Origin of the sequence: Streptococcus oralis (assembly GCF_001579175.1) — a bacterium.
GTDB classification, from domain to species: domain Bacteria; phylum Bacillota; class Bacilli; order Lactobacillales; family Streptococcaceae; genus Streptococcus; species Streptococcus oralis_O.
This window is the reverse complement of record NZ_KQ970762.1, coordinates 34,256-50,162: the sequence shown is the minus strand read 5'-3', so window position 1 is coordinate 50,162 and position 15,907 is coordinate 34,256. Positions and strand designations below refer to the sequence as shown.

The 15,907-nt window shown below is 38.3% G+C and carries 20 protein-coding genes and 1 pseudogene; 15 read left to right on the top strand and 6 right to left on the bottom strand.

Going from position 1 to position 15,907, the window contains the following annotated elements; genetic code table 11:
* Window positions 1-10: 10 nt before the first annotated feature.
* From SORDD24_RS11375 to SORDD24_RS09630, 4 genes are all read left to right on the top strand, one after another.
* A complete protein-coding gene (locus SORDD24_RS11375) occupies window positions 11-187 on the top strand; it encodes a hypothetical protein (protein WP_000343799.1) in 177 nt (58 codons plus the stop codon).
* Window positions 187-651 carry a hypothetical protein gene (locus tag SORDD24_RS09640; RefSeq protein WP_038804250.1) on the top strand — a complete coding sequence of 155 codons (465 nt, stop codon included), beginning with the start codon at window positions 187-189 and terminating at the stop codon, window positions 649-651. The genes SORDD24_RS11375 and SORDD24_RS09640 overlap by 1 nt, the downstream gene beginning before the upstream one ends.
* Window positions 652-2,229: an AAA family ATPase gene (locus SORDD24_RS09635; RefSeq protein ID WP_061409903.1), complete on the top strand. Its 1,578-nt coding sequence runs from the start codon at window positions 652-654 to the stop codon at window positions 2,227-2,229.
* A 147-nt stretch (window positions 2,230-2,376) separates the two neighbouring features.
* A complete protein-coding gene (locus tag SORDD24_RS09630; protein WP_061409901.1) occupies window positions 2,377-2,853 on the top strand; it encodes a hypothetical protein in 477 nt (158 codons plus the stop codon).
* A 223-nt stretch (window positions 2,854-3,076) separates the two neighbouring features.
* On the opposite strand, the gene SORDD24_RS09625 is transcribed toward SORDD24_RS09630, so the two are convergent.
* The 5 genes from SORDD24_RS09625 to SORDD24_RS09605 all read right to left on the bottom strand — a co-directional run bounded on the left by SORDD24_RS09625 (window position 3,077) and on the right by SORDD24_RS09605 (window position 5,898).
* Window positions 3,077-4,039 (bottom strand): Abi family protein, encoded by a 963-nt coding sequence (locus SORDD24_RS09625; RefSeq protein ID WP_061409899.1) that lies wholly within the window; start codon window positions 4,037-4,039, stop codon window positions 3,077-3,079.
* Window positions 4,040-4,188: 149 nt separating this feature from the next.
* Complete coding sequence (gene rpmG, locus SORDD24_RS09620; protein ID WP_001265622.1) at window positions 4,189-4,338, bottom strand: 50S ribosomal protein L33; 150 nt, start codon at window positions 4,336-4,338, stop codon at window positions 4,189-4,191.
* Between the two features lie 15 nt (window positions 4,339-4,353).
* Window positions 4,354-4,536 carry a 50S ribosomal protein L32 gene (rpmF, locus tag SORDD24_RS09615; RefSeq protein WP_000290417.1) on the bottom strand — a complete coding sequence of 61 codons (183 nt, stop codon included), beginning with the start codon at window positions 4,534-4,536 and terminating at the stop codon, window positions 4,354-4,356.
* 151 nt (window positions 4,537-4,687) lie between these two features.
* Window positions 4,688-4,888, bottom strand: coding sequence for a type II toxin-antitoxin system antitoxin (locus tag SORDD24_RS09610; RefSeq protein WP_000796544.1), 201 nt, complete (start codon window positions 4,886-4,888; stop codon window positions 4,688-4,690).
* 2 nt (window positions 4,889-4,890) lie between these two features.
* A complete protein-coding gene (locus tag SORDD24_RS09605; protein ID WP_061409897.1) occupies window positions 4,891-5,898 on the bottom strand; it encodes an SPFH domain-containing protein in 1,008 nt (335 codons plus the stop codon).
* A 184-nt stretch (window positions 5,899-6,082) separates the two neighbouring features.
* Between SORDD24_RS09605 and ilvD the strand changes: the two genes are divergently transcribed.
* Complete coding sequence (gene ilvD, locus SORDD24_RS09600; protein ID WP_049534874.1) at window positions 6,083-7,786, top strand: dihydroxy-acid dehydratase; 1,704 nt, start codon at window positions 6,083-6,085, stop codon at window positions 7,784-7,786.
* Window positions 7,787-7,951: 165 nt separating this feature from the next.
* On the opposite strand, the gene SORDD24_RS09595 is transcribed toward ilvD, so the two are convergent.
* Window positions 7,952-8,293 carry a metal-sulfur cluster assembly factor gene (locus SORDD24_RS09595; protein ID WP_001204052.1) on the bottom strand — a complete coding sequence of 114 codons (342 nt, stop codon included), beginning with the start codon at window positions 8,291-8,293 and terminating at the stop codon, window positions 7,952-7,954.
* 123 nt (window positions 8,294-8,416) lie between these two features.
* Between SORDD24_RS09595 and SORDD24_RS09590 the strand changes: the two are divergent.
* The 10 genes and pseudogenes from SORDD24_RS09590 (at window position 8,417) to SORDD24_RS09545 (ending at window position 15,890) form a co-directional block, all read left to right on the top strand.
* Window positions 8,417-9,269, top strand: a pseudogene (locus SORDD24_RS09590) (Rgg/GadR/MutR family transcriptional regulator).
* A gap of 189 nt (window positions 9,270-9,458) precedes the next feature.
* The gene (locus SORDD24_RS09585; protein ID WP_061409895.1) at window positions 9,459-10,706 is read left to right on the top strand and encodes an MFS transporter; all 1,248 of its coding nucleotides are present in this window, start codon (window positions 9,459-9,461) and stop codon (window positions 10,704-10,706) included.
* A 76-nt stretch (window positions 10,707-10,782) separates the two neighbouring features.
* Window positions 10,783-12,063, top strand: coding sequence for a histidine--tRNA ligase (hisS, locus tag SORDD24_RS09580; RefSeq protein WP_061409892.1), 1,281 nt, complete (start codon window positions 10,783-10,785; stop codon window positions 12,061-12,063).
* Window positions 12,064-12,206: 143 nt separating this feature from the next.
* Entirely contained in the window at window positions 12,207-12,410 is a 204-nt protein-coding gene (locus tag SORDD24_RS09575) for a helix-turn-helix transcriptional regulator (protein ID WP_061409890.1), read from the top strand.
* Window positions 12,410-12,613: a hypothetical protein gene (locus SORDD24_RS09570; protein WP_036758187.1), complete on the top strand. Its 204-nt coding sequence runs from the start codon at window positions 12,410-12,412 to the stop codon at window positions 12,611-12,613. The genes SORDD24_RS09575 and SORDD24_RS09570 overlap by 1 nt, the downstream gene beginning before the upstream one ends.
* Window positions 12,610-12,960 carry a PspC domain-containing protein gene (locus SORDD24_RS09565; RefSeq protein WP_061409888.1) on the top strand — a complete coding sequence of 117 codons (351 nt, stop codon included), beginning with the start codon at window positions 12,610-12,612 and terminating at the stop codon, window positions 12,958-12,960. The genes SORDD24_RS09570 and SORDD24_RS09565 overlap by 4 nt, the downstream gene beginning before the upstream one ends.
* An 18-nt stretch (window positions 12,961-12,978) precedes the next feature.
* Window positions 12,979-13,713, top strand: coding sequence for a DUF3169 family protein (locus tag SORDD24_RS09560; protein WP_049538408.1), 735 nt, complete (start codon window positions 12,979-12,981; stop codon window positions 13,711-13,713).
* Window positions 13,714-13,723: 10 nt separating this feature from the next.
* The gene (locus SORDD24_RS09555) at window positions 13,724-14,548 is read left to right on the top strand and encodes an ABC transporter ATP-binding protein (RefSeq protein WP_061409886.1); all 825 of its coding nucleotides are present in this window, start codon (window positions 13,724-13,726) and stop codon (window positions 14,546-14,548) included.
* Window positions 14,541-15,239, top strand: a complete 699-nt coding sequence (locus SORDD24_RS09550; protein WP_061409884.1) for an ABC transporter permease — start codon at window positions 14,541-14,543, stop codon at window positions 15,237-15,239. Before SORDD24_RS09555 ends, SORDD24_RS09550 begins: the two co-directional genes overlap by 8 nt.
* Before the next feature lie 9 nt (window positions 15,240-15,248).
* The gene (locus SORDD24_RS09545) at window positions 15,249-15,890 is read left to right on the top strand and encodes a CPBP family intramembrane glutamic endopeptidase (RefSeq protein WP_061409882.1); all 642 of its coding nucleotides are present in this window, start codon (window positions 15,249-15,251) and stop codon (window positions 15,888-15,890) included.
* Window positions 15,891-15,907 lie beyond the last annotated feature (17 nt).

The window sequence follows — 15,907 nt, the reverse complement described above, 5'->3', positions numbered from 1 at the left end:
GGTAATTGACATGGATGAAAAATATAAAGGCGATAGTAAGCTATCATCTAATAACACCACTCCATTTAAGAGCATTAATACTGAAGAAGATATCACTGAAGAACCTATGAGCGTATTTGCTGAGGGACTCCCTTCATGGGATATTGTGCCCCCACAATTGCTAGTCAGAAGGAAACGGCAAAAATAATGAATAAACCACAAACATATGCAGAATGGGTAAACGTCTTAACTGTTTTTAAAAACAAAGATGATGATGAAACAGTTTTAAAAATGATGAAATCTGGAACTATCGAATGGCAATACGGTGTGGCAGAACGTTTCTCTACAAAGTTAATTGACGCTGTTAATTACCGTATGAATGTAGCTTCAGATAAGTTTCAAAATGATTTACTAAAATCCCAAGGATATGAGGGAGCTATTATTCAAGCAATTCTTTCTTTGAGAAAAGAAATGACGTTCTTAGCTGAAGCAATCAATCTTCCTGTAATTCCGGATAAAGAGCGACAACACTACCTAAATCTCGTTATAGAACAAGCTAATAGTATGCAAAAATCTTTAGAAGAATCTGCAAAACAGGACCGAAGCGGGAAAATGTCAAGTATTATTAGAAATCATAAAATTAATTCTTTTTTAAATAAAGGTGAACAGTAAATGAGCAATATAGTAAAAAGCAAAGAACTTCTTACGAGATATTCACTTGCAAGAATTCCTTTTATTGCTATCAATACCATTGAGCCAAGTAGAACATTAGATATGTTAAAGGAAATATCTGAAGAATTACAACTTCCGTTCAACGTACATACTCTCACCAAAGGTGTGTATGATCTTAGTTCTGGTAAGAATGTTAACGATGATAAATCTATTTATGGTGCAATAGATTACATGACGGACCAAATGCAAAAGAAACAATACCAAACTATTGTACTGACAGAAGTTCCGGATCTTAGTAATGAAAATAGCGATTCTAAACAAGTCTTAGCACTGGTCAATCTAGCCAATGAAACTGGAGGCGTTGTAATAGTTTTTACCAACACCCCTATTTGGAATCAACTTCAACGGCAAGGTATGACAGTAAAAATAGATTTACCTAACGAAGAGGAAATGTACTCAATAATTCAAGAATACATTGACGACTATAGAAACGATATCCAGATTGAATGGGACAACTCCGATATTCGAGAAGCTGCAGCAGCTCTCAATGGGGTAACTAGAATTGAGGCGGAGAACGTTATCGCTGCTTTGATTGCAAATAAGTGCATAAGAAAATCTGATTTAGATGAGATAAGATTTGCAAAAGATCGCCTATTCTCTGATATCTCTGGTCTAGAAAAAATCGTTGTAGATGATTCTGTAAAGGATGTCGGAGGACTTGAAGGATTAAGGAAGTGGCTTAATGAAAAGAAAGAACTACTAACTCCCGAAAAGAAAGATATGTTACGTGAGAAAGGATTGCAACCACCTAGAGGAATACTCCTAGTAGGTGTCCCTGGATGCGGAAAATCTTTATCTGCTAAATCAATTTCCGCTAACTGGAAACTTCCATTATATCGTTTAGATTTTGCAACGGTTCAAGGAAGTTATGTAGGTCAGTCTGAACAGCAACTCAAAGATGCTCTAACTACCGCTGAGAATGTATCTCCATGTATTTTATGGATTGATGAAATAGAAAAAGGACTGTCAGGAGCTACTGGAGGCGCTAATGATGGCGGTGTATCTACTCGTATGGTTGGTCAATTCTTATTCTGGATGCAAGAATGCAAAAAACAAGTTTTTGTAGTTGCAACAGCTAATGATGTGTCTATGCTTCCATCAGAACTTCTCCGTCGAGGAAGGTTTGATGAGTTATTCTTTGTTGATTTACCTACTGCAGATGAGCGTAAAGAAATACTTGCTTTGTATTTTAAAAAATACTTAAGTCTAGAATTTGAAGGAAAGTTTGCTGATAATATCATTCAAATAAGTGATGGTTTCACTGGTGCGGACTTAGAATCGACAGTTAGAGATTTAGCTTACCGAGCTATCGCTAATAACAATTTTATTCTCAACGAAGAGAATATCATGAATGCTTTCAATAATGTAGTCCCACTCTCTCAAACTAGCCCAGAAAAAATTGAGGCTATTAGAGATTGGGGGAAAGAAAGAGCTGTTCCTGCATCTGGAAAACCAATCGGTGGAGAGGGACTTGTTCATAAACAAAGTGGACTTAAAACAAGAAAAGTACTTGTTTAATAAGTTCATTATTTGGACACGGTAACTGTAATCTCAGTTTCGTGTCCATTTTTATAATTCCTTAAATGAAGATCTATTCTGAGAGTACCATTAAAAGGAATCTTAAATTTCAAAATATAACTTATAACACAATTAGGAGAAAAATAGATGCCTAAACCAATATTAAATCCATATCAATCCAAAAAACAAACACAAGCAAGCCATATCATGACTTCTAACTTAAAACAACCACAGATAGATAAATTGAGTTTAGATAGGCTTCTAAGAAAATCACGATCTAAAGAATATATGGATGCTATTCATCAACTAGATGCAGGTGGACATGTTCATAATAAAAAAGAAGTAAATGAAATTATTAATACAATTAAGTCAGAATTCCCAGATGTGGATATTAATGGAATTCTCCTAGGTTTTGTAGCAAAATGTTATTTAGGAGCACCTTATGAAGCGCACACCCTAGACTTAGTTGGAGAAATCATTGAGCATTATAAACGAGGAGAGACATTACCTGGTGGGCTCGATAAAGCCAAAAGCATTGCTTTACATGGAGGATATGATTTTATCGAAGTTTATACAGATTGTTGTCGAGCAATTAGCTCAAATGGTTCCGTATCAGTAATATAGTTGCTTGTTTTAAACTAAGCAACTATATAACTAAGCACATAGAAATAAATCTAAGGTTTTTTGTGCACTTATATTGTATACTCAAGATTTTAAAAATACAAAAAAATGACTTCTGAAATAAATTCAGAAGTCATCTAGTATAGTCTCTAATAATCTATACTGCAATCAATAAAGGAATTATATCACTTTATCTCAGCTTTTGTCAAGTAGAATAAATAAAAAATCACACATAACTACTAATACTATTTATTTTACGATATATATCTGTTCCAAGAATTCTATGAAATTCACTCTTTGGAATTTCATTATCTAAATTATCCACAATCTGTTCAAAATCTCTGATTAATCTTCTTAATTCTGTTTTTGAATAACCAAATCCCTTTAAGTACATAACTATAAGCATAAAATAATCTACAATAGAATTAAACCTTATATTTGAAATTCTATATTTTAAACTCATATCATTTAATAGTGTTCGATTAATGTTACGTTTCTTAAAACGAGTATCAAAAATAATATGATTATGTGCGATCGCATTTCTCAATTCGTTTAAAATAAATATATGATTTGTCAGATGACTTGCATTGGTATCCATAACATCATAGATTCCAAGTATATTAAGTACATTTTTTCGGTAATCTCTATGCATTTGCTCAACGAAATCTCCAAGTTTCCCAAATGATAAAATTTCAAATACTATCCACAAAGGGATCTGAGCTCCCGAATTAATTTTATTAGTGACCATTTTATTTTTATTGTAATTCATATGAATACTCGTATGAACATTTTTTTGAAGATTCAAACGTTTTTTGAGCATATCCGTTCTCTGATTAGAAGCAAAATGCATACAATCGGTCAATTTGTTAATATATATGCCTTCAAATATTGGATCACTATTACTTACCAGTTCATCTAAAATATAATTTTTAATATGTGTTTCACAAGAGACTAAAGGCGAGAATAATAAATCTTTTAAGGCGGTGTCAAAGTTATAAATAGCTACAATTTCATCAAAGTTACTAAAGTTGAATAAATTTTGCCTAGATCTATAAAAACGATATCCTTTATAGCCATGGTAATAACCCATTCTAAGTAAATATTTTTTATGTTTAGAACCATATATAGTAATTCCATGGTTATTTCTTATATGCCTCATTAAACTATTGGTTGATTGACCGTTCACCATTTAAAATTACTCCATTCCTTTAACTTTGCTTTCGATAAAATTAATTTCATTATAATAAAACACCCCAAGTTAAGTTAGATTTTTCTGTCTAACTTTTGAGGTGCAGTTCAAATCAGCGTTTTTCTTCTGTATTGATTCGTATTGAATGCTTACTTCACTTCTGTAAACACAACGTGTTTGCGAAGTTTTGGTGAGTATTTCTTCAATTGAAGACGGTCTGGAGTGTTACGTTTGTTTTTAGAAGTAAGGTACAAGCGTTCACCAGATTCTTTGTGTTCAAGTGTGATATTTACGCGCATGGTATCTCCCTTCTATTATTCAGCTGATGCAGCTTTAGCGATTTTACGTCCTTTGTAGTATCCTTTAAGTGATACGCGGTGAGAACGTGAGTAATCTCCAGTAGTTTCGTCAAAGTTTACAGATGGAGCTGTTACTTTGTAGTGTGTACGACGTTTGTTTTTCTTCGCTTTTGAAGTGCGACGTGCAGGTACTGCCATTTTGATTTCTCCTTTAGGTATTTAAATTCGATTCAATCTACTGATTTTCATCAACCATATTAGAATAACACATTTTTTTTGTAAAGTAAAGTTACTTGACAAAAAAAGATGAAAAAATTCTCCCGTCCGACTCAGCAGACAGGAGAAGGTGTTAAATATCAATCTCAAATGGTTCATCAATGGTTTCTGATACGTATTTTCCATCTTTCTTTCGTTGTTTGACACATTCTGTTAGGAGATATTCGATTTGCCCATTGACTGAACGAAAGTCGTCTTCTGCCCATGATGCGAGTGCAGCGTATAACTTTGTTGAGAGTCGAAGGGGGATCTGCTTTTTTTTAGCTTCAGCCATCTTTAGTAAAGACTTCCTGCGTTGACAATTGGTTGTGCATCATGATTGCCACAGAGAACGACTAAGAGATTTGAAACCATGGCAGCTTTTCGTTCTTCGTCAAGTTCTACCAATTCCCCTTCATTGAGTCGTTCTAGTGCCATTTCAACCATTCCTACAGCACCGTCTACAATCATCTTACGGGCATCGATAATAGCAGATGCTTGTTGACGTTGAAGCATGACAGCAGCAATTTCTGGTGCATAAGCTAGGTAAGTAATACGTGCTTCAAGGATTTCCAAGCCAGCGTCCTCTACGCGACTTTGAATCTCTTCACGAATACGGTTAGCTACAATCTCACTAGAACCACGGAGACTTCCTTCATCTGCTTGTCCATCCCCTGTAGTATCTACATTAGGAGACACATCGTAAGGATAGATGCGGACAATATTACGAAGGGCGCTATCACACTGCAAAGAGAGATATTCCTTGTAGTTATCAACGTTGAAGACTGCCTTAGCGGTATCGACAACTCTCCAAGTTACCGCAATTCCAATTTCAACAGGGTTACCTAAGCAATCGTTAATCTTTTGACGGGAATTGCTCAAGGTCATAACCTTGAGGGAAATCTGTTTCTTGCCAATTTCAAGATTTACATCATTGCCATTTGATGATTTCATTCCCGAAAAAGGAGATTTTGTGCTAACATCTCCACTTTGACCAAGTCGAGTGTGGTTTGCAGGGTTGACTGCTATGCTAAAAGGATTGACAAAGTAAAAACCAGGTTCTTTGATGGTACCTGTATAGTTACCAAAGAGTGTCAGAACCAGGGCTTCCTGAGGTTTGACAACTTTTAAACCAGCATGAGCTAGTGCTGTAATTAAGCTTAATAAAAGTCCGATAATAATTCCAAAAATGTTTTCCGAACCAGCACCCATTATAAATATAAAGATACCAAGTACGAGTGTCAATTCAATGAGAATCAATGCGAATACACCATTTGGTTTTGAGTTGATGAGTTTTTCAGTCATAAGAATGACCTCCTGTTATATGATATCTAAATGATATCACTTTAATTTATAAAGTCAAGAAATAAATGTAACATTATTAAAGAAAATATTACTGTATAGAATTTTCTGAAAATTCAAGAATTTTCTTCTGTTCATTGCCTTTAAAATGTGCTATAATAGTAAAAACTGAAATGGGAGGGATAAGATGACTGAATTAGATACACGTCACCGCAGTAGCATTTATGACAGCATGGTTAAATCACCAAACCGTGCTATGCTTCGTGCGACTGGTATGACAGATAAGGACTTTGAAACACCGATTGTGGGAGTGATTTCGACTTGGGCGGAAAATACACCATGTAACATTCACTTGCATGATTTCGGGAAATTGGCGAAAGAAGGTGTCAAATCGGCAGGTGCTTGGCCGGTACAGTTTGGAACCATTACCGTAGCGGACGGGATTGCCATGGGAACGCCTGGTATGCGTTTCTCTTTGACATCTCGTGATATCATCGCAGACTCAATCGAGGCGGCTATGGGTGGTCACAACGTCGATGCCTTTGTCGCCATCGGTGGTTGTGACAAGAACATGCCTGGTTCTATGATTGCCATTGCTAATATGGATATCCCAGCTATTTTCGCCTATGGTGGGACTATTGCACCCGGAAATCTTGATGGTAAAGATATTGACTTGGTTTCTGTCTTTGAGGGTATCGGAAAATGGAACCACGGTGACATGACAGCTGAGGACGTGAAACGTCTTGAATGTAATGCCTGCCCTGGCCCTGGTGGCTGTGGCGGTATGTACACTGCTAATACCATGGCGACTGCTATCGAAGTGCTCGGTATGAGTTTGCCAGGATCTTCATCTCACCCTGCTGAATCCGCTGACAAGAAAGAAGATATCGAAGCGGCAGGACGTGCTGTTGTTAAGATGCTGGAGCTTGGTCTCAAACCATCAGATATCTTGACTCGTGAAGCCTTTGAAGATGCCATTACTGTAACTATGGCTCTCGGTGGTTCTACAAATGCCACTCTTCACTTGCTTGCCATTGCCCACGCCGCAAATGTTGACTTGTCACTTGAGGACTTCAATACGATCCAAGAACGTGTGCCTCACTTGGCTGACTTGAAACCATCTGGTCAGTATGTCTTCCAAGACCTCTACGAAGTCGGTGGTGTCCCTGCGGTTATGAAATACCTCTTGGCAAATGGCTTCCTTCATGGAGACCGTATCACATGTACTGGTAAGACAGTCGCTGAAAACTTGGCTGATTTTGCAGACCTTACACCAGGTCAAAAAGTCATTATGCCACTTGAAAATCCAAAACGTGCAGACGGTCCGCTTATCATCTTGAATGGGAACCTTGCCCCTGATGGCGCGGTTGCTAAAGTATCAGGTGTGAAAGTGCGTCGTCACGTTGGACCAGCTAAGGTCTTTGACTCAGAAGAAGATGCGATTCAGGCCGTTCTGACAGATGAAATCGTTGATGGCGATGTAGTCGTTGTTCGTTTCGTGGGACCTAAGGGTGGTCCTGGTATGCCTGAGATGCTGTCCCTTTCATCCATGATTGTTGGTAAAGGTCAAGGAGACAAGGTTGCTCTCTTGACGGATGGCCGTTTCTCTGGTGGTACTTATGGTCTGGTTGTCGGACATATCGCTCCTGAAGCTCAGGATGGTGGACCGATTGCCTACCTCCGTACAGGTGATATCGTTACGGTTGACCAAGATACCAAAGAAATTTCCATGGCCGTATCCGAAGAAGAACTTGAAAAACGCAAGGCAGAAACAACCTTACCACCACTTTACAGCCGTGGTGTCCTCGGTAAATATGCCCACATCGTATCATCCGCTTCTCGCGGAGCCGTGACAGACTTCTGGAATATGGACAAGTCAGGTAAAAAATAAACTCAAAAAGCAAGACAACTTCGGCTTGCTTCTTTTCATCTTCAAAAGTGATTTGCCTGCTTATACTCAATAAAAATCAAAGAGCAAACTAGAAAGCTAGGCGCAGGCAGTACTTGAGTACGACAAGCCGACGCTGACGTGGTTTGAAGAGATTTTTGAAGAGTATTAACGAGGTGGCAGTCCAAGGGCAATGCGGCCGTAGCGACTGATTCGTGTAATCTTCCAGGCAGGCGACCAGGTAACTTCAACCTTGACATCTTCGATACCCTCGATTTGTTTCAGACCTGCCACGATTTCGATAGGTAAGCTTTCTGCACAATCGCAGGCAGTGTCGGTGAAGGTCATGACAATCTTGCAGAGACCTGTTTCGTCCAGATTGATTTCATAAATCAACCCTAGATTGTAAACATCCAATTCCACATCTGTGTCAAAAACCTTCTCTAGTTTTTCGATAATTTGGTCTTGTAAGGCCAAAGCGCGGTCATTGATTTTGATATCGTCTCTCATAACAGTCCCTCCACGTGATAAATATCCTCTATTTTCTCATAATTCTGACAATTTGGCAAGTTTTTGATGAATTTTCTGAAAAATATGATAAAATGAAGAAAATACTCAATTAAGGGGAAGTCTATGGAGCAGATTGGAAAAGTCTTTAGACAATTACGAGAGTCAAGAAATATCTCGCTGAGACAAGCAACTGGTGGACAATTTTCGCCGTCCATGTTGTCCCGATTTGAAACAGGTCAGAGTGAACTTTCGGTGGGAAAATTTCTGTTTGCCCTAGAAAATATATCTGCCAGTGTAGAGGAAATCCTCTTTCTGGCGAGAGGTTTTCAGTATGATACAGATTCTGAGTTGAGAAAAGAAATCACAGATATCTTGGACCCAAAGAACATAGCACCTCTCGAGGACTTGTATCGCAAGGAGTATCAAAAGTATGCTAATTCTCAAAACAAACAAAAACATATTCTAAATGCCATTATGATCAAGTCTTATATGAAGAGCATGGATGAAACGGTAGAGTTGACAAGAGAGGAAGGGGAAGTCCTTCATGATTACCTGTTTTCTACCGAGATTTGGGGGGAACTATGAACTTAATTTGTTCTCAGTTAGTTCCCCACTCTTATCTGTTCCTCTTTTTACTAGATATGTACGAGAAATGGTCCGAAAATCTGATTTTCTAATGGAGACGAAGGGCAACCGAAACCTTTTTCATACTATGCTATTGAATGGTTTTTTAGCTAGCATTGAGTGTGAAGAATTTACCAATGCCTATTATTTTAAAGGTGTCATCAAAGAGCATTTCTACAAGGAAAACGAGACCTATTTCCGAATTGTCTATTTGTGGGCGGAAGGTCTCCTTGATAGCAAGCAAGGCAGAGTTAAGGAAGGACAAAAAAAGATGGAAGATGCTGTCCGTATTTTTGAGATGCTTGGCTGTAACAAATCTGCCGAATACTATAGAAAAACGACTGATGCTTGAATATCTGCAAGGTAAGAAAATAATTTAAAATTTGAAGCGATAGAACTCCTGATCTCTCTCAGGCCATTAAAGAAGTTCTATCGTTTTTTTATTTGTTGCATATATTCAAAAGTTCTCCCTCTTAAATTTCTAAGTGCTATACTATAGTCATACTTCATATAGGGATTAGAACAGGAAGGGAGATTATCTATGAAATTATTGTTTAGAAATCAAGCTTATCGACTGTTGACTTTGTCACGATTCTTCAATGCTTTTGGTGCTTCGATTTTTAACCTGGTATTTATCGTCTATGCATCGACCTTGCCACAAGCATCTTTTGCGGTTGCTATGGCGAATATTGTCATGATTCTTCCGACCCTCTTTACAGTTTTTGTAGGGATTCGGGCAGATTATACGAGGGACAAGGTCAAATGGATGGTCTATAGCGGTTTGTTTCAGGCGGTTTTGTTTTTTCTAGCAGCTTTAGTTGTCCAGCAAGCTAGTTTATTTGCCTTTTCTAGCCTGTGTTTGATTAATGTCATTAGTGATATCATCAGTGATTTTGCTGGTGGTTTGCGCATGCCTCTCATTAAGGAAAAAGTGGCTGAAAATGATTTGATGGAGGCTTATTCTTTTTCCCAGTTCATCACCTATATTTCAGCTATTGGTGGTCAAGCTTTCGGAGTCTGGCTTTTAGGGCTATCGGTTAACAATTTTTCCCTCGTTGCGGGAATCAATGCCTGTTTTTTCCTAGTATCAGCCTCTATTCTCTTTTTAGGAAAAAGCAAATTAAGCCTGTCGATTTCATCTCCTGATGGTGAATCACTAAAAAATGAGAAGCTATCTATCAAAGAGCAGTTCCTAACAATTTATCGAAATTTACGCCTCGTTTTTCTTAAAAGTGGACAGAAAAACTTTGGTTTTATGCTCTTTGCTGTCTTGCTTATCAATGCCTTGGGTGGCGCTTTGGGTGGAATTTATAATATCTTCTTTTTGAGCCATTCTCTCTTGAATTTTTCTTATACAGAGGCGCTATTTATCAATCAAGCCTGTGTTTTAGTAGCAGTCATCATCAGTAGCCTTACGGGCAATGATTATTTTGGGAAGCAGTCCTTGCCTAGATTGATGATGTGGGCGACCGTAGGACTCTGTCTAGTTGGTTTGGCGAATGTATTCAATCAAGTCGTACTTGGTTTGCTATTTCTCTTTTTAACTCTGTATGTGTCTGGTAAAGTTTCACCAAAGATTAGTGCCATGCTCATGAAAAATCTAGCTCCGGAGGTTTTAGCTCGTACCAGTAATTTTTTAGGTTTATTGTTTACCTTATCCATACCTGTGGGAACAGCTTGTTTTTCACTTGTAGCCGTATGGAATATACAGTTGACGTGGATGCTATTTGTTGGCCTTTCCTTGCTAGCTATTTTTTTGACAATTCTTAATCTCAAAAATGACATCTAAATCCTGATTTTTTCATACTGTTTTAATCCCTCTATTTATGGTAAAATAAGACTATTAAGTTTAAAGAGGATACCCTATGAAATTACAAAAACCAAAAGGAACGCAGGATATTTTACCTGCTGAGTCTGCCAAATGGCAGTACGTTGAGGGCTTTGCCCGTGAAATTTTCAAGCGCTATAATTACGCAGAAGTGCGCACGCCTATTTTTGAGCATTACGAGGTCATCAGCCGTTCTGTAGGGGACACGACCGATATCGTGACCAAGGAAATGTACGATTTTTACGACAAGGGTGACCGCCATATCACCCTTCGTCCAGAAGGAACTGCGCCCGTTGTCCGTTCCTATGTGGAAAATAAACTCTTCGCACCAGAAGTGCAAAAGCCAAGTAAGTTCTATTACATGGGCCCTATGTTCCGTTATGAGCGTCCACAGGCAGGTCGTTTGCGTCAGTTCCACCAGATTGGTGTTGAGTGTTTTGGCTCAAGCAATCCAGCTACCGATGTGGAAACTATCGCTATGGCAGCTCATTTCTTGAAAGAAATCGGCATCCAAGGTGTCAAACTACATCTCAACACTCTTGGAAATCCTGAGAGCCGTGCGGCTTACCGTCAAGCCTTGATTGACTATTTGACACCGCTCAAGGAGACCTTGTCTAAGGATAGCCAACGTCGCTTGGAGGAAAATCCTCTTCGTGTCTTGGACTCTAAGGAAAAAGAAGACAAGGTGGCAGTGGAGAATGCACCTTCTATCTTGGACTTCCTTGATGAAGAAAGCCAAGCTCACTTTGATGCTGTGCGTCAGATGTTGGAAAATCTGGGTGTAGACTACATCATTGATACCAATATGGTGCGTGGTCTGGACTACTACAACCACACAATTTTCGAGTTCATCACTGAAATCGAGGACAATGAATTGACAGTCTGTGCGGGTGGTCGCTATGATGGCTTAGTTGCCTATTTTGGTGGTCCTGAGACTGCTGGATTTGGTTTTGGACTTGGTGTAGAGCGCCTGCTTCTTATCCTTGAAAAGCAAGGTGTGGCTCTCCCTATCGAAAATGCCCTAGATGTCTATATCGCAGTCTTGGGTGAAGGAGCAAATGTCAAGGCCTTGGAATTGGTACAAGCCCTTCGCCAACAAGGATTCAAAGCAGAGCGTGATTACCTCAACCGTAAACTCAAAGCTCAATTCAAGTCAGCCGATGTCTTTGCGGCTAAGACCCTCATTACCCTAGGAGAGAGTGAAGTCGAAAGCGGACAAGTAACGGTCAAGAACAACCAAACCCGAGAAGAAGTTCAAGTGTCACTTGATGCTGTCAGCCAAAACTTTTCAGAAGTATTTGAAAAACTAGGGTTTTAATAGTAGAAAAACTGGTCAGGATCTTATTCCTGACCTTTTTCTTTTGCAAAATGACAAAAATGTTAAACTTTTTGACAAATATGCTTGTCAAAAATAAAAAGATGTGTTACAATATAAGCAAGTTAAGAGAAAAGGAGAAAGGAATGCTTAAAAATCGTTTAAAAGAGCTTCGAGCTCGCGATGGTCTCAATCAAACGGAACTGGCCAAGTTGGCAGGAGTTTCCAGACAGACCATTAGCTTACTAGAACGGGACGAATACACCCCGTCGGTTGTGATTGCCCTGAAGATTTCGCAGATATTTAACGAAACAGTCGAATCGGTATTTCGTATAGAGGAGGATGAGTGATGAACAAGTATAAAGTGATTTATTATCTATCTATAGTTGTGTTTATCGTAAATCTTTTAGCTATGATTGGAAGCCTATTTGGTTGGTTTACAATTGTTGAAAGTAAATACCTCTTCTGGATTAACATAGTTTTACTATTAGTCTTTAGATGGGTAGAGAGAAAGATAAAGTTTAAAGAGATCCTAAAAGGAGAAAAGTTATGAAAGAGTTTTTAGCGGGTTTTCAAGTCGATACTGAGCACAAAGAACTTGCGGGTGTTTGTGCAGGTTTAGGAAATTATTTTAACATTCAAGCCAATATCGTTCGTTTGGTGACAGTCTTCTTGTTTCTCTCTTCTACGGAGATTGGTATTATAACAGTAACTCTCTATGCCTATCTAGCAGGTTGGCTTGGCAATGAACCCTTGGGGGATGGAGCAAAAAAAGCTAGAAACCAAGCTATTCTCTTACTTGCTGTTTGTTTGATTTTGGTGTCACTTGGAACAGAAGGCTTGACCGCTATCTTCGAATCAGGGAAAGCTTTTGGTCAATGGTTAGTTGGATTGGTTTAGTTTAGAAAGAAGATGAATATGAAAAATAAACGTGTATTGTTATTTTTAATGTCTGTTGTCTTGGGATGTTTCTTGGGCGTGTTTGTAGGGATGTTTAAGGCTGTTGCCGAATCCAACGGAATTATTTTAGATGTAAAAGTCTTGATACCATGGATATCAGCTATTTGTTTACTGTTAGGTTTCATTGGCATTCTTTTGACTTTCAATTTCTTAAAGAAAAGCAGAACATTTCACTCCTTGTATCAAGAGGAAATGGATGATAATCTGAATGAAACCTATTATGTGCAAATGAATCGTAATCTTGAGTTTGGGACAGTTGCTTTTAATATTACAGGTGTAGCGATTCCATTGGCTATTTTTATCTCATTAAATGAAGTGATTATATTGCATACGAGCCATCAAACATTTTTCCTTTCTTTCTTACTCTTTGTGGGATTCTTAATCGTTCAAAAATATTTTTATAAGACCATTGCGATTGTTCGTCAGTTTGATTTGGCATTTTTCTCTACACCAAAGGATGTTTTGGACTATATAAATTCTCATGATGAAGGGGAGCGTCAGGCTAATTTGGAACAGAGTTTTCGAATTTTATTCCAATTACACCAATATGTCTTACCAGCCTTATATATTTTTCTTCTTATCATTTCTTTTCTGACAGGTGAGATTCAGCTGCTAGCTTTCTTGCTTGTAGTAGCGATCCATATTTATATCAATGTGATGCAATTACCTATGGTAAAACGTTATTTCAAATAAAGGAGTTCCTATGATTCGTGTTGAAAATGTAAGCAAAAGTTTTGGAAGCAAGAAAGCTCTGCAGCAGCTTTCTTTCGAGATTCAAGAGGGTGAAATTTTTGGCTTCCTAGGACCTTCAGGTTCAGGTAAAACAACCATGATCAATGTTCTGACGGGGCAGTTAGCTGCAGATCAAGGTAAAACAGTTTTGTTAGGCAAGAATTCTCAAGATTTAACCTCAAATGATTTAGAACAAATCGGGATTGTTAGTGATGGCAGTGGTTTTTATGAAAAGATGAGTCTTTATAAAAATCTTCTCATCTATGCTAAGTTATACGGACTTAAAGCTTCTAGAGTAGATACAGTGCTTGATCAAGTTGGGTTATCAGATGCCAAAAATCTTATTGCCGAAAAACTATCTACAGGTATGAAACAGCGAATGTTCTTGGCTCGTGCTCTTCTAAATGCTCCTAAGATTCTCTTTCTAGATGAGCCAACCAGTGGCTTAGACCCTACAACATCCAAGATGATTCATAGCCTACTTCAAGAATTAAAGCAGGCGGGGACAACTATCTTTCTGACCACGCATGATATGAATGAAGCAACTCTGCTTTGTGATCGCTTATCTCTTTTAAATAAGGGTAATTTAATAGAGTATGGAAGTCCGCAAGATATTATCCAGAAGTACCATGTGGATAAGAAAGTACGTGTGGTTTATAACGATGGACGAGAACAGATAGTTCCATTTGAAGAATTGCCACATTTAGACACGACAGATTTGATGATGGTTCACTCTTGTGAGCCGACTTTAGAAGAGATCTTTATCAGATTGACAGGAGAAAAGTTAGATGTTTAGAAAATTAAATGCCCTACTATGGTTAAGATTACAAGTTATTATTAGTAATTCAACTTTATTGGCGACTCTATTGCTGCCTTTTGGAATAACTATTCTACAAAATGAATTCTTAAATAAGAATGGAGAATTGAGTATGTTCCTCCTCTCTACGAGTTTGACGATGGTCTTGAGCATGGGAAGTGGTTATATGGTATCGATTATGATTGCAGAAGATAAGGAAAAGCGCAATCTTAAATCACTCATCCTAAGTGGTGTGACAGCAACGGAGTATACTCTTAGTATGATGGCTCTTCCTCTTCTCGTGATGCTTCTTTCTATGGTTTTTCTACCTCTCTATCTTAAAGTGGATTTGACAAACTACTTGCTTGCCTATAGTCTCTATCTGATTTTGGCAACTATCAGTATGATCTTTCTTAATATTTTTATCGGTGCAGTATCAGATACTCAGTCGAAGGCGCAAGTCTATAGCATTTTTCCTATGCTGATTTTTTCTTTCTTGCCCGTTCTTGCCATTCAAAATGCAACTGCTCAAAAACTGTTGGACTATTCTTTCATTGGTCCTTTGGTAAGTCTGTTAAAAGAAGGTGGTGGAGAGTTATCTTTGAGAAGTCTTGCTCTCTTGCTAGCATGGATTCTTTTGCTAGGATTAGCTAGTCTCTTCGTATTGAAAAATAGTTATAAAGGGAAATAGGAGGCCTATATGAACTTACTTAAAAACCTTGGCTGGTTTCTTCTAGCTGTTCTATCCTTTTTCTTTGGCTATGGTCTGATTCAGAGTATGGCTCTGTCAGCTCTTGAACTAGGGGCTTCAATCTTTGGAGTCTTGCCACTTTATATCGTTCTGTCAGGGGCCTATGTTTATGGAGTTTACAGATGGTATCAGACAGAAAAGGTTAGCATCCAGACGACGGCTTTTAATCGTTATATTTGGTTGCCAACCCTGGTTTTGCTAGTGGCGATTACAGCCCAGTTCTATTTGCCAGATGATCCGTCGGTCAATCAACAAATCGTATCACAACTGACAGTTGCTCAGCCTGTCTTTGGTTTCTTTATGGTGGTAGTCTTTGCTCCTCTGACGGAAGAACTCATCTTTAGAGGAATCTTGGCGCGCTATCTCTTTCCTAAGCAGGACAATAGCAAACAGACAGCTCTGTTTCTCCTTGTATCGAGTGTGCTCTTTGCCTTGATTCATTTTCCAGGGACTTTGCAACAGTTTTTAGTCTATGCTAGTCTGGGATTGAGTTTGGGTCTGGCTTATGTGAGCCGAAAAGGCCTTCTTTACAGCATTTCTTTACACGCTTTGAATAATTTAATCGGCTTTTTGATGATACTCATGCTATAATAGAGTCAGGAGGTCAC